Annotated in this window: 19 protein-coding genes; 11 read left to right on the top strand and 8 right to left on the bottom strand. The window is 68.9% G+C overall.

Features of this window, described 5'->3' with window-relative positions; all coding sequences use genetic code 11:
- Positions 1-286 precede the first annotated feature (286 nt).
- The 5 genes from NQV17_RS01995 to fahA are packed head-to-tail and all read left to right on the top strand — an operon-like array spanning position 287 to position 6,244.
- Positions 287-1,975, top strand: a complete 1,689-nt coding sequence (locus NQV17_RS01995; RefSeq protein ID WP_257768311.1) for an FAD-dependent oxidoreductase — start codon at positions 287-289, stop codon at positions 1,973-1,975.
- 29 nt (positions 1,976-2,004) lie between these two features.
- A complete protein-coding gene (locus NQV17_RS01990) occupies positions 2,005-2,235 on the top strand; it encodes a DUF2783 domain-containing protein (RefSeq protein WP_044844106.1) in 231 nt (76 codons plus the stop codon).
- Positions 2,232-3,593, top strand: a complete 1,362-nt coding sequence (locus NQV17_RS01985) for an MFS transporter (RefSeq protein ID WP_257768308.1) — start codon at positions 2,232-2,234, stop codon at positions 3,591-3,593. The genes NQV17_RS01990 and NQV17_RS01985 overlap by 4 nt, the downstream gene beginning before the upstream one ends.
- 15 nt (positions 3,594-3,608) lie before the next feature.
- Complete coding sequence (gene hmgA / locus NQV17_RS01980; RefSeq protein WP_257768306.1) at positions 3,609-4,943, top strand: homogentisate 1,2-dioxygenase; 1,335 nt, start codon at positions 3,609-3,611, stop codon at positions 4,941-4,943.
- Entirely contained in the window at positions 4,940-6,244 is a 1,305-nt protein-coding gene (fahA, locus tag NQV17_RS01975) for a fumarylacetoacetase (protein ID WP_257768304.1), read from the top strand. Before hmgA ends, fahA begins: the two co-directional genes overlap by 4 nt.
- 22 nt (positions 6,245-6,266) lie before the next feature.
- Here the strand turns inward: fahA and NQV17_RS01970 are convergent, their stop codons facing one another.
- From NQV17_RS01970 to NQV17_RS01945, 6 genes are all read right to left on the bottom strand, one after another.
- Positions 6,267-7,427, bottom strand: a complete 1,161-nt coding sequence (locus NQV17_RS01970; protein ID WP_257768302.1) for an MFS transporter — start codon at positions 7,425-7,427, stop codon at positions 6,267-6,269.
- Between the two features lie 138 nt (positions 7,428-7,565).
- Positions 7,566-8,735: an MFS transporter gene (locus tag NQV17_RS01965; protein WP_124551394.1), complete on the bottom strand. Its 1,170-nt coding sequence runs from the start codon at positions 8,733-8,735 to the stop codon at positions 7,566-7,568.
- Between the two features lie 308 nt (positions 8,736-9,043).
- Positions 9,044-9,805 carry a 5,6-dimethylbenzimidazole synthase gene (gene bluB / locus NQV17_RS01960; protein ID WP_257768297.1) on the bottom strand — a complete coding sequence of 254 codons (762 nt, stop codon included), beginning with the start codon at positions 9,803-9,805 and terminating at the stop codon, positions 9,044-9,046.
- 153 nt (positions 9,806-9,958) lie between these two features.
- Positions 9,959-10,957 carry a 2-hydroxyacid dehydrogenase gene (locus NQV17_RS01955; protein ID WP_257768295.1) on the bottom strand — a complete coding sequence of 333 codons (999 nt, stop codon included), beginning with the start codon at positions 10,955-10,957 and terminating at the stop codon, positions 9,959-9,961.
- A 30-nt stretch (positions 10,958-10,987) separates the two neighbouring features.
- Positions 10,988-11,974 (bottom strand): LysR family transcriptional regulator, encoded by a 987-nt coding sequence (locus tag NQV17_RS01950; RefSeq protein WP_257768293.1) that lies wholly within the window; start codon positions 11,972-11,974, stop codon positions 10,988-10,990.
- A 273-nt stretch (positions 11,975-12,247) separates the two neighbouring features.
- On the bottom strand, positions 12,248-12,493 hold the full coding sequence (locus NQV17_RS01945; protein WP_257768291.1) for a hypothetical protein: 246 nt from the start codon (positions 12,491-12,493) through the stop codon (positions 12,248-12,250).
- A 234-nt stretch (positions 12,494-12,727) separates the two neighbouring features.
- Here NQV17_RS01945 and NQV17_RS01940 point away from each other — a divergent pair, with 234 nt between their 5' ends.
- Positions 12,728-13,939, top strand: a complete 1,212-nt coding sequence (locus tag NQV17_RS01940; protein WP_257768289.1) for an alanine--glyoxylate aminotransferase family protein — start codon at positions 12,728-12,730, stop codon at positions 13,937-13,939.
- 68 nt (positions 13,940-14,007) lie between these two features.
- Here the strand turns inward: NQV17_RS01940 and NQV17_RS01935 are convergent, their stop codons facing one another.
- Entirely contained in the window at positions 14,008-14,943 is a 936-nt protein-coding gene (locus tag NQV17_RS01935; RefSeq protein WP_257768287.1) for an AraC family transcriptional regulator, read from the bottom strand.
- Between the two features lie 133 nt (positions 14,944-15,076).
- Between NQV17_RS01935 and NQV17_RS01930 the strand changes: the two genes are divergently transcribed.
- From NQV17_RS01930 to NQV17_RS01920, 3 genes are all read left to right on the top strand, one after another.
- Complete coding sequence (locus NQV17_RS01930) at positions 15,077-15,967, top strand: DMT family transporter (RefSeq protein ID WP_257768285.1); 891 nt, start codon at positions 15,077-15,079, stop codon at positions 15,965-15,967.
- 107 nt (positions 15,968-16,074) lie between these two features.
- Positions 16,075-16,740, top strand: a complete 666-nt coding sequence (locus NQV17_RS01925) for a hypothetical protein (RefSeq protein WP_257768283.1) — start codon at positions 16,075-16,077, stop codon at positions 16,738-16,740.
- A 9-nt stretch (positions 16,741-16,749) separates the two neighbouring features.
- Positions 16,750-17,058: an RES domain-containing protein gene (locus tag NQV17_RS01920; RefSeq protein ID WP_257768281.1), complete on the top strand. Its 309-nt coding sequence runs from the start codon at positions 16,750-16,752 to the stop codon at positions 17,056-17,058.
- Positions 17,059-17,085: 27 nt separating this feature from the next.
- Here the strand turns inward: NQV17_RS01920 and NQV17_RS01915 are convergent, their stop codons facing one another.
- Entirely contained in the window at positions 17,086-18,303 is a 1,218-nt protein-coding gene (locus NQV17_RS01915) for an MFS transporter (RefSeq protein ID WP_257768279.1), read from the bottom strand.
- Between the two features lie 348 nt (positions 18,304-18,651).
- Between NQV17_RS01915 and xdhA the strand changes: the two genes are divergently transcribed.
- Both xdhA and xdhB read left to right on the top strand, forming a co-directional pair.
- A complete protein-coding gene (gene xdhA, locus NQV17_RS01910; RefSeq protein ID WP_257768277.1) occupies positions 18,652-20,196 on the top strand; it encodes a xanthine dehydrogenase small subunit in 1,545 nt (514 codons plus the stop codon).
- A gap of 18 nt (positions 20,197-20,214) precedes the next feature.
- Positions 20,215-22,578 carry a xanthine dehydrogenase molybdopterin binding subunit gene (xdhB, locus tag NQV17_RS01905; RefSeq protein ID WP_257768275.1) on the top strand — a complete coding sequence of 788 codons (2,364 nt, stop codon included), beginning with the start codon at positions 20,215-20,217 and terminating at the stop codon, positions 22,576-22,578.
- The last annotated feature ends 1 nt before the right edge of the window (position 22,579 follow it).

Here is a 22,579-nt window from a genome sequence, read left to right as displayed (position 1 = left end):
TGGTTATCCCGTCCGGAACCGGTGGCTAGGGTTTACGTTGATTTCACTATTCGTAATTGGTTTTACTATTCGTAAATCCAAGAATGTGTCGCCGATCAAGAAAAGCGGCGTTCGGGCGCCCGCAGCGGTGCCGTTTCCCGAATCGGATCAACAGGAAGCAAGGAGCGAGACGTGGCGGTTGACAGGAAGTGGACGGAACAGGGCGGGCCGCGGCGGCGGCGGGCAACGGGCATGAGCGGAACGACGCTGCGTGCGCCGGCATGCACACGGCAGGGCTGAGGAGCGGATGGCGACCATGAGCATCGATTACCAGACGCTGAAGTTCGACTACCGGCCGCGCGCGACGCGCGCCGCCGGCGATGACGCGGCCCTCCACCCGGTGATCGTCGTCGGCGCGGGCCCGGTGGGCCTGTCGGCCGCGATCGACCTGGCGCAGCAGGGCGTGCCGGTCGTGCTGCTCGACGACGACGACACGCTGTCGACGGGCTCGCGCGCGATCTGCTTCGCGAAGCGCACGCTCGAGATCTTCGACCGGCTCGGCTGCGGCGAGCGCTTCGTCGACAAGGGCGTGAGCTGGCATGTGGGCAAGGTGTTCCTGCAGGACGAACAGCTGTATGCGTTCGACCTGCTGCCGGAGGAAGGCCACGCGCGTCCCGCGTTCATCAACCTGCAGCAGTACTACGTCGAAGGCTATCTGGCCGAGCGCGCGTTCGCGCTGCCCAACCTCGACATTCGCTGGAAGCACAAGGTGACGGGTGTCGCGCAGTCGGCGGAACACGCCACGCTCACCGTCGAGACGCCGGAAGGGATCGAGACGCTGCGTGCGCAATACGTGATCGCGGCCGACGGCTCGCGCAGCCCGATGCGCGCGGCGATGGGCCTCGAGAGCCGCGGCCGCACGTTCAAGGACCGCTTCCTGATCGCCGACGTGAAGATGAAGGCGGAATTCCCGACCGAACGCTGGTTCTGGTTCGATCCGCCGTTCCACCGCAACCAGTCGGTGCTGCTGCACCGCCAGCCCGACAACGTGTGGCGCATTGACTTCCAGCTCGGCTGGGACGCCGATCCGGTCGCCGAGAAGCAGCCGGAACGCGTGATCCCGCGCGTGCGCGCGCTGCTCGGGCCGGACGTCGAGTTCGAGCTCGAATGGGTGAGCGTCTATACGTTCCGCTGCCAGCGGATGGACACGTTCCGTCATGGCCGCGTGCTGTTCGCGGGCGATTCCGCGCACGGCGTGTCGCCGTTCGGTGCGCGCGGCGCGAACAGCGGCGTGCAGGACGCGGACAACCTCGCGTGGAAGCTGAAGCTCGTGCTCGACGGCCGCGCGCACGACCGCCTGCTCGACACCTATGCGAGCGAGCGCGAGTTCGCGGCCGACGAGAACATCCGCAATTCGACGCGCTCGACCGACTTCATCACGCCGAAGAGCGCGGTATCGCGCGTGTTCCGCGACGCGACGCTGAAGCTTGCGCGCGACTGCGAATTCGCGCGCAAGCTCGTGAACAGCGGCCGCCTGTCGGTGCCTGCCGTGCTGACCGATTCGCCGCTGAACACGCCGGACCGCAACGGCGACGCGTTCGCGTGCGCGATGCGGCCGGGCGCGGCGGCGGCCGATGCGCCGGTGCGCGCGCAGGGTGCGTCCGGCTGGCTGCTGCGGCATCTGGGCGACGGCTTCGCGGGCATGCTGTTCGGGCTGCCGGGCGACGCCGCCGCGCTCGCGCAGGCGCTCGACGGCCTCGCGCTGCCGGTGCGGCCGGTGCTGGTCGTGCCGGCCGGGCATGCGCAACCGGTGGCCGGCGTCGACGTCGTGGAGGACGTCGACGGTTTCGTCGCGCAACGCTACGACGCGAAGCCCGGCACGTTCTACCTGCTGCGTCCCGACCAGCACGTCTGCGCACGGATGCGCACGCTCGAGCGCCAGGCGATCGCCGACGCACTGGCGCGCGCGACCTGCGCACGCGCAACCGCGCATTGACTACGACAACGATACCGGAGACACCCGTCATGCCCCGACTCGACACCCGCCCGCGCCTGGCCGATCCGGACGCGTTCTACGAAGCGCTGATCGACATGCATCGCGACCTGTCGGACGCCGACAGCCAGCTCGTCAACGCGAAGCTGATCCTGCTGCTCGCGAACCAGATCGGCGACGCCGACGTGCTGCGCGAAGCGATGGCGCTCGCGCGCCAGGGCGTGACGCCGCCCGTGCATCCGGCCGCCGAGGCGGCGCAATGAGCGCGGCGCCGGCCGACGCGCGCGTGCTCGAAGTCGAGCGCGTGATCGACGAGACGCATCGCCCGGGCTTTCACTGGATGCTGCTCGTGTTGTGCGGGCTGTGTCTCGTGATCGACGGCTTCGATGCGCAGGCGATGGGGTATGTCGCGCCGAGCGTGATCGCCGAATGGGGCGTGCCGAAGCAGGCGCTCGGGCCCGTGTTCAGCGCGAGCCTGTTCGGGATGCTGCTCGGCGCGCTCGGGTTGTCGGTGCTGGCCGACCGGATCGGGCGGCGCCCGGTGCTGATCGGCTCGACGCTGTTCTTCGCGGTGACGATGCTCGCGACGCCGTTCGCGGGTTCGATCCCGGTGCTGATGGCGCTGCGCTTCGTCACGGGCCTCGGCCTCGGCTGCATCATGCCGAACGCGATGGCGCTGGTCGGCGAGTTCAGCCCGGCCGCCCATCGCGTGAAGCGGATGATGATCGTGTCGTGCGGCTTCACGCTCGGCGCCGCGCTCGGCGGCTTCATCAGCGCCGCGCTGATTCCGGCGCTCGGCTGGCGCTCGGTGTTCTTCGTCGGCGGCGCGGTGCCGCTGGTGCTGACGCTCGCGATGTTCGCGCGGCTGCCCGAGTCGCTCCAGTTCCTGGTGCTGAAAGGGCGCGACGCGCACGCACGCGCCTGGCTCGCGCGCTTCGCGCCGCAGGCCGGCATCGACGCGACCACGCGCCTCGTCGTGCGCGAGCGCGCGGCGAGCGGCGCGCCGGTCGCCGAGCTGTTCCGTCATGGCCGCCTGCCGGTCACGCTGCTGCTGTGGGCGATCAGCTTCATGAACCTGATCGACCTGTACTTCCTGTCGAACTGGCTGCCGACGGTGATGCGCGACGCGGGCTATTCGCCGGGCACGGCGGTGATCGTCGGCACGGTGCTGCAGACGGGCGGCGTGATCGGCACGCTGTCGCTCGGCTGGTTCATCGAACGCTACGGCTTCGTGCGCGTGCTGTTCGCGTGCTTCGCATGCGCGGCCGTGTCGGTGGGGCTGATCGGCTCGGTCGCGCATGCGTTGCCGTGGCTGCTGCTCGTGGTGTTCGCGGGCGGGTTCTGCGTGGTCGGCGGGCAGCCGGCCGTGAACGCGCTCGCGGGCCAGTATTACCCGACGTCGCTGCGCTCGACCGGCATCGGCTGGAGCCTCGGTATCGGCCGGATCGGCTCGGTGCTCGGGCCGCTCGTCGGCGGACAACTGATTGCGCTCAACTGGACCAACGGCGCGCTGTTCCATGCGGCCGCGGTGCCCGTGCTGTGCTCGGCGCTGTTCGTGCTGGGCCTGGCCGGCGTCACGCGGCGCAGCGGGGCGCAGGCGCCGAACGCCGCCTTGAATTGATGGAGAAAGGAAACGATGACGCTTGACCTGTCGAAACCGGCAACCGCCGGCTACCAGAGCGGTTTCGCGAACGAATTCGCGACCGAGGCGCTGCCGGGCGCGCTGCCGCACGGCCGCAACTCGCCGCAGCGCGCGCCGTACGGGCTGTATGCGGAGCAGCTGTCGGGCACCGCGTTTACCGCACCGCGCAGCCACAACCGCCGCTCGTGGCTGTACCGGATCCGGCCGGCGGCCGTGCACCGGCCGTTCGAGCCGTTCACGGGCCCGCAGCGGCTCGTGTCGGAATTCGGCGACTCGGCCGACGTGCCGCCGACGCCGCCGAACCAGCTGCGCTGGGATCCGCTGCCGATGCCGGTCGAGCCGACCGATTTCGTCGAAGGGCTCGTGACGATGGCCGGCAACGGCTCGGCGGCCGCGATGAACGGCTGTGCGATCCACCTGTACGCGGCGAACCGCTCGATGCAGGACCGCTTTTTCTACAGCGCCGACGGCGAGCTGCTGATCGTGCCGCAGCAGGGGCGGCTCTTCATCGCGACCGAATTCGGCCGGCTCGACGTCGAGCCGTTCGAGATCGCGGTGATTCCGCGCGGCGTGCGTTTTTCCGTCGCGCTGCCGGACGGCGATGCGCGCGGCTACATCTGCGAGAACTTCGGCGCGCTGCTGCGCCTGCCGGACCTCGGCCCCATCGGTTCGAACGGGCTCGCGAACCCGCGCGATTTCCTCACGCCGCAGGCCGCGTACGAGGATCGCGAGGGCGCGTTCGAGCTGGTCGCGAAGCTGAACGGGCGCTTGTGGCGCGCGGACATCGGCCATTCGCCGTTCGACGTCGTCGCGTGGCACGGCAACTACGCGCCGTACAAATACGACCTGCGCCTGTTCAACACGATCGGCTCGATCAGCTTCGACCATCCCGATCCGTCGATCTTTCTCGTGCTGCAGTCGCCGAGCGACACGCCGGGCGTCGACACGATCGACTTCGTGATCTTCCCGCCGCGCTGGCTCGCGGCCGAGGATACGTTCCGCCCGCCCTGGTTCCACCGCAACGTCGCGAGCGAGTTCATGGGGCTCGTGCACGGCGCGTACGACGCGAAGGCCGAAGGCTTCGTGCCGGGCGGCGCGAGCCTGCACAACTGCATGTCGGGCCACGGGCCGGATGCGGACACGTTCGAGAAGGCGTCGGCGAGCGACACGACGAAGCCGCACAAGGTCGACGCGACGATGGCGTTCATGTTCGAAACCCGCACGCTGATCCGGCCTACGCGCTATGCGCTCGACACCGCGCAGCTGCAGGCCGACTACTTCGAATGCTGGCAAGGCATCAGGAAACACTTCAATCCGGAGCAACGATGAGCGATACCCAAGACTGGCGCGCGACGCTCGACCCGGCTCGCAAGAGCTGGGTCGAGACGGCGAACGATCCCGCCTGCGATTTCCCGATCCAGAACCTGCCGTTCGGGATCTTCAGCGATGCGAAGCAACCGGCGCGCCGCGCGGGCGTCGCGCTCGGCGACCAGATCGTCGACCTCGCCGCGCTCGCGCGTGCGGGCCTCGTGACGCTGCCGGCCGGCGCCGACGTGTTCGCCGCGCCGACGCTCAATGCGTTCATCGCGCTCGGCCGCGACGCATGGCGCAGCGTGCGCGTGCAGCTGTCGACGCTGTTTTCGCGCGACGACGCGCGACTGCGCGATGATGCCGCGTTGCGCGCGCAAGCGCTCGTCGCGCAGCGCGACGCGACGCTGCACCTGCCGGTCGACATTCCCGGCTACACCGATTTCTATTCGTCGAAGGAGCATGCGACCAACGTCGGCTCGATGTTTCGCGATCCGAAGAATGCGCTGCTGCCGAACTGGTCGGAGATGCCGATCGGCTACAACGGCCGCGCGTCGTCGGTGGTCGTGAGCGGCACGCCGGTGCGGCGCCCGAACGGGCAGCTGAAGCTGCCCGACCAGGAGCGTCCGGTGTTCGGAGCGTGCCGCAAGCTCGACATCGAACTGGAGACGGGCTTCATCGTCGGCCGCGGCAATGCGCTCGGCGAGCCGATCGCGTGCGAGGATGCCGAAGCGCACATCTTCGGGATGGTGCTGCTGAACGACTGGAGCGCGCGCGACATCCAGCAGTGGGAATACGTGCCGCTCGGCCCGTTCAACTCGAAGGGCTTCGCGACGACGATCTCGCCGTGGATCGTCACGCTCGACGCGCTCGAACCGTTTCGCGTCGCGCAGCCCGAACAGTCGCCGCAGCCGCTCGCGTATCTGCGGCACGCGGGCAAGCATGCATTCGACATCGCGCTCGAGGTGACGCTGCGCGCCGAAGGTGCGGCCGAAGCGACGTCGATCTGCCGCACCAACTTCAGGCACATGTACTGGACGATGGCGCAGCAGCTCGCGCATCACACGGTCGCGGGCTGCAACACGCGCGTGGGCGACCTGATGGGTTCGGGCACGATCAGCGGGCCGACGAAGGATTCGTTCGGCAGCCTGCTCGAACTGACGTGGAACGGCAAGGAGCCGCTCGCGCTGAACGGCGGCGGCAGCCGCGCGTTCATCGAGGACGGCGACGAGCTCACGCTCGCCGGGTGGTGCCAGGGCGATGGTTATCGCGTCGGCTTCGGCACCTGTGCCGGCAAGATTCTTCCCGCGCGGAGCGCGTGACGGATCGCGGCCAACGCCGGCGTCAGACCGCGCGCTGCAACGCGGCGCGTCGTTCCCACAGCGCTGCCGCGACGAACGCGGCGACGCAGACGACCAGCACGGCGATCAGCGCGTTGCTGCCGAGTTGCTCCATCAATGCGCCGGCGACCAGCGGACCGCCGAAGCTCGCGGCACTCCACGACGCCGACACGAGCGAGCTCGCGGTGACGAGCGCCGCGCCGCGAAAGCGTTCGCCGCACGCGACGAGCGACAGCGTGTAGATGCTGCCGGCCGCCGCGCCCAGCACGAACAGCAGCGGCCAGCATAGCCACGGGTTCGCGATCACGAACGGCAGCAGCGGCAGGCCCGCGAGCACGATCCAGCCGGCGCCGAGGTGCACGCGTTCGCGGCCGAGCTTGTCCGCGAGCCAGCCGATCGGGAACTGCATCGCGGTGTCGCCGAACAGCATGATCGACGCGAGCAGCACGGCGGTCGCGCTCGCGACGCCGTGATCCATCGCATAGAGCGGCAGCAGCGACAGCGCGAGCGTATCGAACAGCGCGAAGAAGCCCGTGCCGATGATCAGCGCGGGCATGCGCGGCAGCACGGCGAACCAGCTGTCGTGCGCTGCGTGATGTGCGTCATCGCCGGCGAGCGGCGCGCGCCGGATCGTCGCGAGCGCCGGCAGCGCGAGCAGGAACAGCGCGCCGCACAGCGCGAAGCGGATGCGCGTCGCGCCGGCGATCTGGCTGACGAGCACCGGGCCGGCCATCTGGAACAGCGTGAAATTGGTCGCGTAGATCGCGACCACGCGACCGCGTGTCGAGTCGTCGGCGAGCTGGTTGACCCATGCCTCGCCGATCGTGAACAGCAGCATCAGCGCCGCGCCGCACAGCACGCGCAGCGCGCCCCACACGATCAGGTTCGACGTGAACTGCATCAGCGCGGTCGCCGCGGCGAGCAGCACGACCGACACGACGATCGCGCGGCGCGCGCCGATGCGCCGTGCGAGCGCGGTGACGAACGGGACGATCGCGAGGCCGCCCAGGGCCTGCGCGGCGGTCAGCATGCCGACGACGTTGGTGCCGTGTCCGGCTTCGGTCAAGGCGAGCGCGGTGAGCGGCATCGTGGCGCCGGTGCCGAGACCGACCACCGCGACGCTCAGGATCAGCGCGAGGAAATCACGATTGAGAATGGCTTTCATCGGCCGCGATGCTACACCGTGGCCCCTGAAAGGTCCATGAAGGCCGTCAGGATCGAATGGGGTTGCGTGCGCAACGATCGCGGCGGCGCGCGGGCGCGGGCGCGCGCCGTGTCGCCGCGCGTCGCCGCTGCGCGCGCGTCATACGTATCCGGTCGGCCCGCTCACCGGGCGGCGCTCGAGCGACGCCGACCACAGCGTGAGCGCGAGCGCGGCGACCGCCATCGCTGCACCGACCCACGGCAGGTTCACGAGCGACACGCCGGAGCCGATCGCCATCCCGCCGAGCCACGCGCCCGTCGCGTTGCCGAGGTTGAACGCGCCCTGGTTCAGCGTCGACGCGAGGTTCGGCGCGTCGCTCGCGCGATCGACGATCAGGATCTGCAGCGGCGGCACGATCGCGAACGCGAGGATGCCCCAGACGAAGATCGTCGCGAGTGCCGCGAACGGCAGGTGCATCGTGCCCGCGAACAGCGCGAGGACGATGCCGATCAGCGCGAGCGTCGCGATCAGCGACGGCATCCGGCGCCAGTCGGCGAGCTTGCCGCCGAGCGTGCCGCCGACGGTCAGGCCGAGACCGAACAGCAGCAGCACGTAGGTGACCTGGCGCGGCGAGAAGCCCGTCACGTCCTCGAGGATCGGCGTGATGTACGTGAACACGCTGAACAGGCTCGCCGACGCGAGCACGCTGATGCCGAGCACCATCAGCACCTGCGGGTGCTTCAGCACGCTGAATTCGCGCGTGATGCTGGTGTCGGGCATCGCGAGGTGCTTCGGCAGACACACCGCGAGCGCGGCGGCCGCGGCGATGCCGATGCCGGTGACGGCCCAGAACGTCGCGCGCCAGCCGTACGCCTGGCCGAGCGCGGTGCCGAGCGGCACGCCGAGCACGTTCGCGAGCGTGAGGCCGGTGAACATCAGCGCGATCGCCTGCGCGCGGCGGTTCGGCGCGACGAGGTTGCTCGCGACCACCGAGCCGATCCCGAAGAACGCGCCGTGGCAGAACGCGGTGACGACCCGCGCGGCCATCAGCACCGCATAGCCGGGCGCGATCGCGCAGAACAGGTTGCCCGCGATGAACAGCCCGATCAGGCCCATCAGCGCGCGCTTGCGCGGCATCTTCGCGGTGACGATCGCGAGGATCGGCGCGCCGATCGTCACGCCGAGCGCGTAGCCCGACACGAGCATCCCGGCGGCCGGGATCGACACGCCGAGGTCGCGGGCGACGTTGGGCAGCAGCCCCATGATCACGAACTCGGTGGTACCGATTCCAAATGCGGCGACGGCAAGGGCGAAAAGAGGTAATGGCATCGCGGTGGGCTACGGAAAAGGCCGCGGCCCGGGATCGGCGCGGCATGCGCGGAAGGGGCGAGGCGAGGAGATATCAGCCGCGATTCTACTTCAGTGAAAACCCCTATGCTCGGGGTCAAAATGGTTGTTGCCGGCGTGCGACGGGGTGACGGCCAGGGTGCGCCCAAAGTGTGGGATTTGGCGGTGTTCGGCGCCCGGTGGTGGTGGCAAGACAAGCCGAGGCGAAAAGGAGGCCAAGGCGAGGCGAGGCGAAATATCGGGTCGGAGCAAGACCGGCGAAGCGGCCGTTCCGCGCCTCGTGCATCCCGTCAGCGGTCGGACAGGGCGCCGGCGGGTGTCGAGCCGGAGCAGTCGTCAGGCGCGGCAAGCTCGGGCGACGGCGACGATCCGCAGGTCGCGCCGGAGGTTGCCTTGCCCTCGGCGACCCCGGCCGCCGACGCATCCCAGCCGTTTTCGAACAGGCACGCCTCGATCGGCATCCGCGCGGCCCACCGCTCTTCCTCGAGCATCGGCTTCGCATAGAACGCGTCGACATGCCCGACGCACAGCACGGCGATCGGCTTCGCGCCGGCCGGCATGCCGAGCAACGTGCGCAGCGCGTCGACATCGAACAGCGACACCCAGCCCATCCCGAGCCCTTCGGCGCGCGCGGCGAGCCACATGTTCTGGATCGCGCAGGCGGCCGACGCGAGGTCCATCTCCGGCAGCGTGCGGCGGCCGAACACGTGGCGCTCGCGGTCGTCGGTCAACGCGACGACCAGCAGTTCGCCGCATTCGCGCACGCCTTCGACCTTCAGCCGCATGAATTCGTCCTGCCGCTCGCCGAGCGCGTCGGCGGTTGCGCGGCGCTCGGCCTCGACCAGCGCATGGATCGCGGTGCGCAGCGCGGGATCGGTGATGCGGATGAAGCGCCACGGCTGCATGAAGCCGACGCTCGGCGCGTGGTGCGCGGCGCGCAGCAGCCGCGCGAGCGTGGCCGGATCGACGGGTGCCGGCGTGAAGTGGCGCATGTCGCGCCGTTCGAAGATGGCGCGGTAGACCGCGGCAATGGCGGAGTCGTCGAAACGCATGAGCGGCAGAAGCAGGGGGAGGTCGGCGCAACGATAGCAGACGCCGCGCATGCGGCGTTACATCAGTCGAAATAAATTGACGAATCGTTGATGGATCGCGTGCGCGCAGGCGCCGCGCCAATGCTCCGCCAACACCGTGCGGAACGACGCGGCTCAGCGCCCCGTCGTGACGACGTTGGTCGGCGTGCCGGCGTGCCACGCCTCGATGTTCAGCAGCGTCGTGTGCGCGATCTCGGCGAGCGCCTCGCGCGTGAAGAACGCCTGGTGCGACGTGACGATCACGTTCGGGAACGTCAGCAGGCGCGCGAGCACGTCGTCCTGCAGCGGCAGGTCGGAGTGATCCTCGAAGAAGAGGCCGCTCTCCTCCTCGTACACGTCGAGCCCGAGATGACCGAGCTGGCCGCTCTTGAGCGCGTCGATCAGCGCCGGCGCGTCGACCAGGCCGCCGCGGCCGGTATTGATCAGCATCGCGCCGTGCTTCATCCGCGCGAGCGTCTGCGCGTTGATCAGATGGTGCGTCGACGGCAGCAGCGGGCAGTGCAGGCTGATGATGTCGGCATGGTGCAGCAGTTCGTCGAGCTCGACGTAGCGCGCGCCGTACGCGATCAGTTCGTCGTCGTACGGCGGCATCGAGTGTGCGAGCACATGCATCCCGAAGCCCATCATGATCTTCGCGAACACGCGGCCGATCAGGCCGGTGCCGATCACGCCGACGGTCTTGCCGTGCAGGTCGAAGCCGAGCAGGCCGTTCAGCGAGAAGTCGCCTTCGCGCGTGCGTGCGACCGCGCGCGGCAGCCGGCGGTTGAGCGCGAGGATCAGCGCGACCGCGTGTTCGGCGACCGCATGCGGCGAATATGCGGGCACCCGCACGACCGCGATGCGGAGCCGCTCGGCGGCCGCCAGGTCGACATGGTTGAAGCCGGCCGAGCGCAGCGCGATCAGGCGCGTGCCGCCGTCGGCGAGCCGTTCGAGCACGGCCGCGTCGACGGTGTCGTTGACGAACGGGCAGACGACCTCATAGCCGTGCGCGAGGATCGCGGTTTCCGCGTCGAGGTGCGACGGCTGGAAGTGCAGCCGATAACCGAATGACCGATTGGCGGCGGTGAACGATTCGTCGTCGTACTGCCGGCTGCTGAACAGGATCACACGCACGCTGCACCTCCGATGGCTGTCGCGTGCAGTTTACTGCAGGCCCGTCTGCCGGCCCGCGACGATCTCGGCGCGATCGGGCGTGCGCAGGAAGCCGTAGCCGGTCCGTTCGCGGGCCGCCTGCGCGCCGAAATGCTCGAGCGCATGCTCGACGAAGCTGCGTGTGCGGGCCGGCACGTACTGGCGGTTCGGGTAGACGAGCGACAGCTGCGCGTCCGGGTCGTCGATCCGGTAAGCGGGCAACAGCCGCACCAGCGTGCCGGTGGCGAGTGCATCGGCGACGCTCGGCTCGGGCAGTACCGCGATGCCGGACCCGGCGACGGCTGCCGCCTGCACGAGCGCCAGCTGGTTGACCGTGCAGGTCGGGCGCACCGTGACCGAATGCGTGACGCCGTCGTGGCCGACCAGCCGCCACGCGGGCGCATGCTGGTGCGGCGCGAGCGCGACCCAGTCGTGGCCCGGCAGGTCGTCGGGGGCGCGCGGCTCGCCGCGCCGTTCGAGATAGGCGGGCGCCGCGCAGGCGACGAACGGGTTCGGCGCGAGCGCGTGGCCGATCAGCGTCGGGTTGCCGTCGAGCCGGTTGCCGGTCACGATGCCGACGTCGTAGCCCGAATCGAGCACGTCGAGCGGCCCGTCGGCGACGGTGAGCTGCACGCGCAGTTCGGGGTAGCGGTGCCGGAAACTGCTGACGAGCGGCGTCAGCGCGAGCGGCGACAGCAGGCCCGATGCGACGACGCGCAGCGTGCCGGCCGGCTCGCGCACCGCGTGCGCGACGGATGCCTCGAGATGGTCGAATTCCTCGAGCAGCGCACGGCAGCCGTCGAGGTAGCGCAGGCCGGCCTCGGTCAGCGACAGGTTGCGCGTGGTGCGGTGGATCAACCGCGTGTTCAGGTGAGACTCGAGCATCGCGATCGAGCGCGTGACGAGCGCGTTGGACACGCCTAGATGGTGCGCCGCGCGCCGGAAGCTCTGCTGCTCGGCGACGCAGACGAACACACGCATGGTCTGAATCTGGTTCATGGCTCGCGAATTTCTGGCCCGGTTGATTGATTTTGGTTGGGATTTTTCGTCAAACGACCGGGAAAACCGTCGCACGACACCGGTTCTCATCCGTCTCGAAAAATCGGTTTTTCGATTCTGCAGACGATTGTTCATTACGGAAGCGATATCGTCAACCTGAGAAAAGGGGCGGCTTGCGTAAAATCGAAATCGCGGGTATCGATTTTACGGATCGGAGAGGATGGCGTGCGCCTGGGTTAGCCTGGCGCGTATTTGGAAAACCTGCCTTGTATTTTAATATTCGGCATATAAATCAATGTGTTGAGATCGATGTAATGCGATCTGGTGCGGTAATGGGTGAAATCGCTCACCAATAGATGCTGCGATAGTGGATGTTTTAGTGCCGGTCTGGTTTTCGTGTGCCGATGCCAGTCGCGCGATTTTTATCGTGATCGCCGGTATTCCAGTCGATGCATGCAGCATGCTGAACTCGGGCGTCAGGATGCGCGTCTCAATATTGCCGGAGAAAATCGCGGGCATCGACCGTCCGTTGGAACCGTTTCGCATGCGGCCGGCAATGCCGCGGCAATACGAAACCCGGTCGTGCGACGCGGGCGCGGCAGGCTGGCCCGGTCCGTCGACCGGGCCAGCGTCACGCTGTCCGGGCGCGCGTGCCTCTTGCGCACGGGCGCGGAACGCGGAATGATCGATCAGTTCGCCGTGCCGTGCGGCGAACGACGTCCGAGCGTTTTCTCCGTTCCTCTTTTACCAGCCATGTCCATCGATTACTCGCCGATTCCCTGTCCCGTCGTCGTGCCGCTCGACGCGATCCTGCCCGAAGAACCGCTGCTGATGATGGGGGCCGGCCCGGTCCCGATCCCGGCCGCCGTCGCGAAGGCGAACACGATCGTGATCAACCACCTCGGCGCGACGATGGCGAAGATCATCGAGCAGGTGAAGGAGATGGCGCGCTACGTGTTCCAGACCCGCACGAAGTGGGTGCTCGGCGTCGCCGGCCCCGGTTCCGCCGCGATGGAGATGGCGATCTCGAACCTCGCGTGGCGCGGCACGCGCGTGCTGTCGATCCGCAACGGCTTCTTCAGTGCGCGGATGGCCGAGATGGCCACGCGCGTCGGCGCCGACGTCGCCACGCTCGAAGTGGCCGACCGCTCGGTCGCGAGCCTCGACGAGATCGCGGACGCGATCGCGCGCGAGCGGCCCGAGATCGTCACGATCGTGCAGGGCGAGACGTCGAACACCGTGTGGAACCGCGAGCTGCGCGACATCGCAGGGCTCGCGAAGGCGGCCGGCGCGCTGGTCGTCGTCGACGCGGTGTGCACGCTGTCGACGATGCCGCTCGAGATGGACGCGTGGGGCATCGATGCGGTGATCACGGGCGGCCAGAAGGGGCTGTCGTCGATTCCCGGCGTATCGCTGATCGCGTTCTCGGACGCCGCGTGGGACCGGATGAAGCAGCGTCCGGAACCGAACGCGCACTGGTGCCTCGACATGGCGCTCGCGGAGAACTTCTGGCACAACGCGGGCTACCACTACACGGCGCCGGTGTCGGGCGTGCTCGCGCTGCACGAGGCGCTGCGGCTCGTCTGCGCGGAGACGCTCGAAAGCCGCTTCGCGCGCCACCTGCGCTGCTCGCTCGCGTTGCAGGCGGGCGTCGAGGCGATGGGGCTCGCGCTCTATGCGCCGAAGGACTGCCGGCTCAACTCGGTGGTCGGGATCGAGACGCCCGAAGGGCTGACGCCCGGGATGGTGTGCGGCCATATCTCGAAGCAGTACCAGGTCGAGATCTCGGGCTCGTTCGGGCTGCCGATCGTGCGGATCGGGCAGATGGGCGAACAGTGCCGCGAACACAACCTGTTCCGCACGCTGCACGCGTTCGGCCGCACGATGATGGACCTGAAGGTGCCGGTGGACCTGCCGGCCGGCGTGGCCGCGCTCGAGCAGGAGTTGTCGCAGCGAGGCGCGTAAGCACGGAGACGGCGATGCGTGCCGGGTGCGCGCTGCGCCAGCCGGCACGTTGAAGGTGCGCGCGGGGCTCAGCCGCCCTGCATCGCGCGCCGGTACGCGTTCGGCGTCGTGCCGTGCGCGTCGCGAAAGCGATGGCTGAAGTGGCCGGCGTTCGCGTAGCCGCATTCGGCCGCGACCTGCGCGAGCGGCAGCGCCGTCGTGCGCAGCAGCAGGCGCGCCCGCGCGAGCCGCTGCTCGGCCACCCACGCGTGCGGCGCGCGGCCGAACGACAGCCGGAACATCCGCGAGAAATGGTATTCGGACAGCGCGGCAACCTCCGCCAGCTCGCCGAGCGTCAGCGGTTGCGACAGGTAGCTGTCGATGTAGTCGCGCACGCGGCGGCGCACGGCCGGCGCGAGCCCGCCGCGGAACGCGGTGTCGGTGCGCGTCGTGCTCTGGCTCCGCAGCAGCAGGCTCAATACGTCGTGCGCGGCCTCGTTCACGCGCAGCCGCCCGTCGGCATCGTCCCAGCGCTCCAGCGCAAGCGAACGGAACTGCGCCGCGACGCGCGCATCCTCGAAATAGGTGCGGTCGGCGAGCTTCAGCTCGCGCGGCTCGCGATCGAGTTCGCGGATCGCGCGCTGCGTGAAGTGCTCGGGCAGGAAGTACAGGTGGATGAAGTGCATCTCGCCGCGCACCCACCAGCGCGATTCATGGTCACCCGGCAGCGCGCACAGCAGGCTCGGCGCGCCGTAGCGCGGCACGCGTTCGCGCTCCGTCCGGTAGCCGCCGTCGAGATAGCACGACAGCGTGTGGTGGCCCGGCTGTTCGTAGATCGTCTCGCTTTCGTCGGTGATGCGCGTCCATTCGGCGATCGCGAGATGATCGCCGAGCCACGTGAAGCGCTCGAGCGTCGCGTTCGCCTCGGCGAGCGTGCGGCACACCGACTGCAGGCCGAACGGCATCGCACCGCCGGCAAGGGCGGCGGCGTGATCGGCGGGCGGGGCGTACAGGGGCGGACTCATGGTGCGACGAGTATAAGCGCGCGCGCGACGCGCCGTGCGGCCGCCCGAAAAAGACCGCAATTCCGGACAATCCGCGCGGGCGGGGCGGCGGCACAGTCTGAGTCCGTTTCACTCGTTTCGCTTCGTTGCCGCCATGAACCTGTCGCTTTATTTCGTCACCGTGCTGATCTGGGGCACCACCTGGATCGCGATCAAATGGCAGCTCGGCGCCGTGCCGCCGCCCGTGTCGATCGCGTGGCGCTTCTGGCTCGCGGCCGCCGTGCTGTTCGCGCTGCTGCGCGTGATGCGCCGGCCGGTGCGTCCGCCGCGCGAGGCGTGGCGCTACCTCGTCGCGCAGGGCTTCGCGTTGTTCTGCCTGAATTTCCTGTGCTTCTACTACTCGGAGCAGGTCGTGCCGAGCGGCCTCGTCGCGGTGATCTTCTCGACCGCGCCGCTCTTGAATTCGATCAACGGCCGGCTGTTCATGGGCCGCCCGCTGCGGCCGTCCGCGATTGCCGGCGCGCTGCTCGGGCTGACCGGCATCGCCTGCCTGTTCTGGCAGCAGATGGCTGGCCACCTCGACGATCACGCGACCTGGACGGGCCTCGCGATCGCGTTCGCGGGCACGATGTGCTTCTCGGCCGGCAACCTGCTGTCGAGCCGGATGCAATCGATGGGGCTGCATCCGCTCGCGACCAACGGCTGGGCGATGCTGATCGGCGCGGCGATCCTGACGGTCGGCAGTGCGGTGGCCGGGCTGCCGTTCATGATCGACCCGAGCCCGCGTTATCTCGGCGCGCTCGTCTATCTGGCCGTGCCGGGCTCGGTGATCGGGTTCACCGCGTACCTGACGCTCGTCGGCCGGATCGGGCCGGAGCGCGCGGCGTACTGCACGGTGCTGTTCCCGATCGTCGCGCTGGCCGTGTCGACGGTCTTCGAGGGCTACCAGTGGTCGCCGCTCGCGGTGATCGGGCTGCTGCTCGTGCTGACCGGCAATCTCGTTGCGTTCGACCTGACGCGCCGGTTGTTCCTGCGCACGGCTTGACCGGGGGCATCAGGCACTCTCCGGATATCGCACGGGAAAGTTGACTTGGTTGACTTGATTTCAATTCGGGACTAGGCTTGATCCTCCGGTTGCATCAGGAGGTGATGATGGTTACGCGCGCTCATGCGCTCGAAGGCACGGCGGCGATTCTCGATATCGAGACCGAGGAAGCGCTGCGCAGCGCCGTCGGCGCGGCAACCATGCTCGGGCCGGATCGCGCCCGTGCGCTGCTCAGGCTGTCGGACGAGCAACTTGGGCACCTGTTCAAGGTAGGCATCGCGCAGGTCATCGATCTGGCCGGCACGATCACGTTCGGTATCGCGGCCGCCGCGACGCGCGACAGGAAGCCGTCCGGCCGGAAGAAGGGGGCGGCCGATACGCGCACCGGCGTCACCGTCGCCGATCTGGAGCGGCGTGCGCAGGCCGAACGACACGCGCTGGTTGCCGACGGCACGCTGTTGCCGGCCGCACGGATCTGGACGGAGCTCGGCATGACGCGGCAGGCGCTCAGCAAGGCGGTGGCGTCGGGGCGCATCTTCACGGTCGACGTCGGCGCCGCGCAGTACTACCCGGCGTTCTATCTGGCGGGCGACATCGATCGCAAGACGCTGGGAAAGGTGACCCAGCGTCTCGGCGGCCTGCCGGGATGGAGCAAATGGCAGTTCTTCACGACACCCAAGGCGTCACTCGGCAACGTCACGCCGCTGGTCGCGCTGTCGCGCGGCAAGCTTGACGAGGTCGAGCGTGCGGCCGCAGCGTTTGCGGGACGCTAGGAGGCGCGGGTGTTGACGGTGCCGGGGAAGCATTTCGCGAGCGCGACGCATGGCTTGCCGCTGAAGAACCTCGGCGGCGACGGTGCGTTGTCGACGATCGTGCCGTACGACGTTCCGCAGCAGTGGCCGCTAGCCGTCCACCGGCATCCCCGGCGGGTCGACGGCTTTCTATACATGTCCCGCCATCTCAACACGTCGGAAGCCCTCGTGCTCTTCGATCGTGCCGAACCCAAGCTCTCGCTCCGGGACGCCGTTCCGTTCCGGCGTCATCCTCAAGCTGTTCGCGTATTGCGCGACTTCAACGTGTTGCTGCGTTGAACGGCGTTGCGCGTGCGGCAGCACGACTCAAGCCGCCGCGCCGCTCTCCGCGAGCCGCGCCTGCCGCTGGTACAGCACCATCGACAGCGCGACGCCGGCCGCCGCGGCCACCGCCGCGAACAGGAACACCTGCGGATAACCGAACGCACCGGCCACATAGCCGGCGAGCGGGCCCGTGATGCCGAGCGACAGGTCGAGAAACACCGAATACGCGGACAGCGCCGCGCCGCGGCTCGCCGGCGGGACGAGCGCCACGGCCTCGACGCCGAGCGCCGGGAAGATCAGCGCGAAGCCGAAGCCGGTCAGCGCGGCGCCGACGAGCGCGACGTGCGGCACGGGCGCGAGCCACAGCAGCACGAGGCCCGAGCATTCGAACGCGAACGACACGATCGCGACGCGGAAGCCGCCGTGGGTCTTGATCGTGTTCGCGAACAGCAGCCGCGCGCCGATGAACAGCGTGCCGAACACGGTCAGCGACAGCGCGGCGTTCGGCCAGTGGCGCGCCGCGTAGTACAGCGTGACGAAGGTCGCGATCGAGCCGAAGCCGGCCGAGCCGAGCGCGAGGCCGAGGCCGTGCGGCAGCACGCGCGTGAACACGCTCGCATACGACATCCGTTCGCCGTGCACGAGCGGCACGGAAGCGATCAGGCGCGCGAGGTAGAAGCCGATCGCGGCGAGCGCGATCACGATCACGCCGATCAGCGCCGGATTCAGCGTGTGCGCGATCGCGACGCCGACCGGCGCGCCGAGCGCGAGCGCCCCGTAGGTCGCGATGCCGTTCCACGAGATCACCTTCGCGTTGTGCGCGACGCCGACCCGTCCGATGCCCCACAGGATCGCACCGGTGCCGCACAGGCTCTCGCCGACGCCGAGCACGAGCCGGCTCGCGACCAGCAGCACGAGGCTCGCGACCGGCCAGTGGGCCAGCAGCAGCGCGACGAGCAGCAGCACGCCCGACACGCCGCAGCCGATCAGCCCGCGCAGCACCGTCTGCTTCGGCCCGAGCGTATCGGCGAAGCGCCCGGCGAGCGGGCGCGACGCGAGCGTCGCGAAATACTGGACGCTGATCGCGCCGCCCGCGACGATCGCGGAAAAGCCGAGGTCGTCATGGACGAAGCCCGGCAGCACCGCGAGCGGCAGGCCGATGGTCAGGTAGCAGATGAACGTGAAACAGACGACGGACACGATTTGCAGCGTGACGGCAAACCCGCTGCGCTGCTGCGGTGTGGCGGAATCGGTTGACATGGGGTCGGATCGAATGGACGAAACAGAGCGGAAAGCGGCGAAAAACGGAATCGGGATTTTCCCATGGAACCGGTTTTCACGCAGGTACCATTTAGTTAATCGCGACCCATTTTCATCGTCGAAGAATGGCTGACGGACCGCTGCGGGCAGGCTGGAACCCGGGCCGGGCAAGGCGCCTGGCGCTTGCCGGGCGGCCGCGCCACGCATATCGCGGCAGTTATATGGGCCCCATGCGTGATGGGCTATGGGTTGCGGAATTTGACGGTGATAGCGTGCAAACTGTCAGAGAAACGTCGGTCGAGCGCCCCGCGCAGGCCGCCTTGCCCCCACCGGAAGAACGATAGAGACATGAGTGAGCCGATCCGCTTCTACCATCGTCACGCGATCCGCGAAGTCAGCGGCGCGGACGTCACCCGCACCGTGCTGCAGTACCTGCGCGAGGATGCGCATTGCACCGGCACCAAGGAAGGCTGCGCGGAAGGCGACTGCGGCGCGTGCACGGTCGTCGTCGGCGAGCTGACCGACACGGGTACGGTCGCGTTCAAGGCCGTCAATGCCTGCATCCAGTTCCTGCCCACGCTCGACGGCAAGGCGCTGTTGACGGTGGAAGACCTGCGCCAGCCGGACGGTTCGCTGCATCCGGTGCAGCAGGCGATGGTCGATTGCCACGGCTCGCAATGCGGGTTCTGCACGCCCGGTTTCGTGATGTCGATGTGGGCGCTGTACGAGAAGCACGGCCACGAAGGCTGCGCCGGCACGTGCGCGAAGGCGAAGGACGTGCCGACGCGCACCGAGATCGCCGATGCACTGACCGGCAACCTGTGCCGCTGCACCGGCTATCGCCCGATCGTCGATGCGGCCGTGCAGATGTTCGGTGCGCCGGCGCCGGCGGCACCGGTCGATACGGCCGCGCTGGCCCGCACGCTCGCGTCGCTCGAGCGTGACGACACGTTCGACTACACGACGCCCGACGGCGCGCGCTTCGCCGCGCCGCGCACGCTCGACGCGCTGGCCGCGCTGAAGGTCGAGCGCCCGGATGCACGGCTGCTCGCCGGCAGCACCGACATCGGCCTGTGGGTCACCAAGCAGATGCGTCGTCTCGACGACCTGATCTACATCGGTCAAGTCGCCGAACTGCAGCACATCGCGCACGGCGACGACTGGATCGAGATCGGCGCGGGCGTGACGGTCGAGGACGGCTATGCGGCACTCGCCGGCACGTATCCGGAACTGACCGAAATGTGGAAGCGCTTCGCGTCGCTGCCGATCCGCAACGCGGGGACGATCGGCGGCAACGTCGCGAACGGCTCGCCGATCGGCGACTCGATGCCGGGCCTGATCGCGCTCGGCGCGCGGGTCGTGCTGCGCGGCGGCGACACGGTGCGCGAGCTGCCGCTCGAGGCGCTCTACACCGGCTATCAGCAAAAGGACATGGCGCCGCACGAATTCGTCGTCGGCCTGAAGGTGCCGACCCGCACCGGCGCGCGCGCGAAGCTGCAATTCCGCACCTACAAGCTGTCGAAGCGCTTCGACTCCGACATTTCGGCGGTGTGCGCGGCGTTCGCGTTCATCGCGGACGGCGAGCTGATCCGCGAGCCGCGCATCACGTTCGGCGGGATGGCCGCGACGCCGAAGCGCGCGACGCAGACGGAAAGCCTGCTCGACGGCGCGCAGTGGCACGAAGCCACCGCGCAGGCCGCGATGCAGGCGCTCGAGCGCGACTACCAGCCGCTCACCGACATGCGTGCGACGAGCGCGTATCGCCTCGATACCGCGAAGAACCTGATGTACCGCTTCTGGCTGGAGACGCGCCCGCACGACCCGCTGCCGCCGCAGGCGCTGAACGTGCGTGAAGTGGCCGCCGAAGTTGCCGACGACGCGGCGCGCGTCTGACGAGGGAGAACACCGAACATGAACCAGCAAGCAGAACCGTTCCTGAACACCCTCGACCCGCAGGCCGACGCCGCGCAGGTGCACGTCTCGCGCGCGCACGAATCCGCGCACCTGCACGTGAGCGGGCGCGCGACCTACACCGACGACATCCCGCTCGTCGCGGGCACGCTGCACGCGGCGCTCGGGTTGTCCGCGAAGCCGCACGCGAAGATCGTGTCGATGAACTTCGACGCGGTGCGCGCGACGCCCGGCGTCGTCGCCGTGTTCACGGCCGACGACATCCCCGGCGTCAACGATTGCGGCCCGATCATCCACGACGATCCGGTGCTCGCCAAGGGCATCGTGCAGTTCGTCGGCCAGCCGATGTTCATCGTCGTTGCGACGTCGCACGAAACCGCGCGGCTCGCCGCGCGTCGCGCGCAGGTCGACTACGAGGAGCTGCCCGCGATCCTGACCGCGCAGGAAGCGCGCCAGGCCGAAACCTACGTGATCCCGCCGCTGAAACTCGCGCGCGGCGACGCGGCCGCGCGGCTCGCGGCCGCGCCGCATCGCGAGTCGGGCGAGATGCTGCTCGGCGGCCAGGAGCAGTTCTACCTGGAAGGGCAGATCGCGTACGCGGTGCCGAAGGACGACGACGGGATGCACGTGTACTGCTCGACGCAGCACCCGAGCGAGATGCAGCACCTCGTCGCGCACGTGCTCGGCGTCGCGTCGCACAACGTGCTGGTCGAATGCCGCCGGATGGGCGGCGGGTTCGGCGGCAAGGAATCGCAGTCGGGCCTGTTCGCATGCTGCGCGGCGCTCGCCGCGTGGAAGCTGCTGTGCCCGGTGAAGCTGCGTCCGGACCGCGACGACGACATGATGATCACCGGCAAGCGGCACGACTTCCATTACCGCTTCGACGTCGGCTACGACGACGACGGCCGCCTCGACGGCGTCGCGCTCGACATGACGTCGCGCTGCGGCTTCTCGGCCGACCTGTCGGGCCCGGTGATGACGCGCGCGGTGTGCCACTTCGACAACGCGTACTGGCTCGGCGACGTCGACATCGCCGGCTATTGCGGCAAGACCAACACGCAGTCGAACACCGCGTTCCGCGGCTTCGGCGGCCCGCAGGGGGCGTTCGCGATCGAGTACATCCTCGACGACGTCGCGCGCGCGCTCGGCCGCGATCCGCTCGACGTGCGCTACGCGAACCTGTACGGCAAGACCGAGCGCAACGTGACGCCTTACGGGCAGACGGTCGAGGACAACGTGCTGCACGAACTGCTCGGCGAACTCGAGTCGACGAGCGACTACCGCGCGCGGTGCGCGGGCGTGCGCGAATTCAACGCACGCAACACGGTGCTGAAGAAGGGCATCGCGCTCACGCCGGTGAAGTTCGGTATCGCGTTCAACGTCACGCACTTCAACCAGGCCGGCGCGCTGGTGCACATCTACACCGACGGCTCGGTGCTCGTGAACCACGGCGGCACGGAGATGGGGCAGGGGCTCAACACGAAGGTCGCGCAGGTCGTCGCGCACGAGCTCGGCATCCGCTTCGGCCGGATCCGCGTGACGGCGACCGACACGAGCAAGGTCGCGAACACGTCCGCGACGGCTGCGTCGACGGGCTCCGACCTGAACGGCAAGGCCGCGCAGGATGCGGCGCGCCAGCTGCGCGAGCGCCTCGCGGCGTTCGCGGCGAAGCAGTTCGGCGACGGCAAGGTCGATGCGGCCGACGTGAAGTTCGGCAACGACTTCGTGTGGATCGGCGGCGCGAGCGTGCCGTTCGGCGAGGTGATCGCGAAGGCGTATCTCGCGCGCGTGCAGCTGTGGTCCGACGGCTTCTACGCGACGCCGAAGCTGTACTGGGATCAGTCGAAGCTGCAGGGACGGCCGTTCTACTACTACTCGTACGGCGCGGCCGTGTCGGAGGTCGTGATCGACACGCTGACGGGCGAGATGCGCACGCTGCGCGTCGACGCGCTGCACGACGTGGGCGCATCGCTGAACCCCGCGCTCGACATCGGCCAGGTCGAAGGCGCGTTCATCCAGGGAATGGGCTGGCTCACGACCGAGGAGCTGTGGTGGAACAAGGGCGGCAAGCTGATGACGCATGCGCCGTCCACGTACAAGATTCCGACCGTCAACGACACGCCGCCCGAATTCAACGTGCGGCTGTTCCAGAACCGCAACGTCGAGGACAGCATCCATCGTTCGAAGGCCGTCGGCGAACCGCCGCTGCTGCTGCCGTTCTCGGTGTTCTTCGCGGTGCGCGACGCGATTGCCGCGGTCGGCGACTACCGGGTGAATCCGCCGCTCGACGCGCCGGCCACCGGCGAGTCGATCCTGCGTGCGATCACCGCGGTGCGTGCTGCGCGCGCCGGTCAGGCAGGTTGAG

Source organism: Burkholderia sp. SCN-KJ (assembly GCF_024656005.1).
Classification (GTDB): domain Bacteria; phylum Pseudomonadota; class Gammaproteobacteria; order Burkholderiales; family Burkholderiaceae; genus Burkholderia.
The sequence above is the reverse complement of the archived record's forward strand: the minus strand, read 5'-3'. Positions and strand labels throughout refer to the sequence as shown.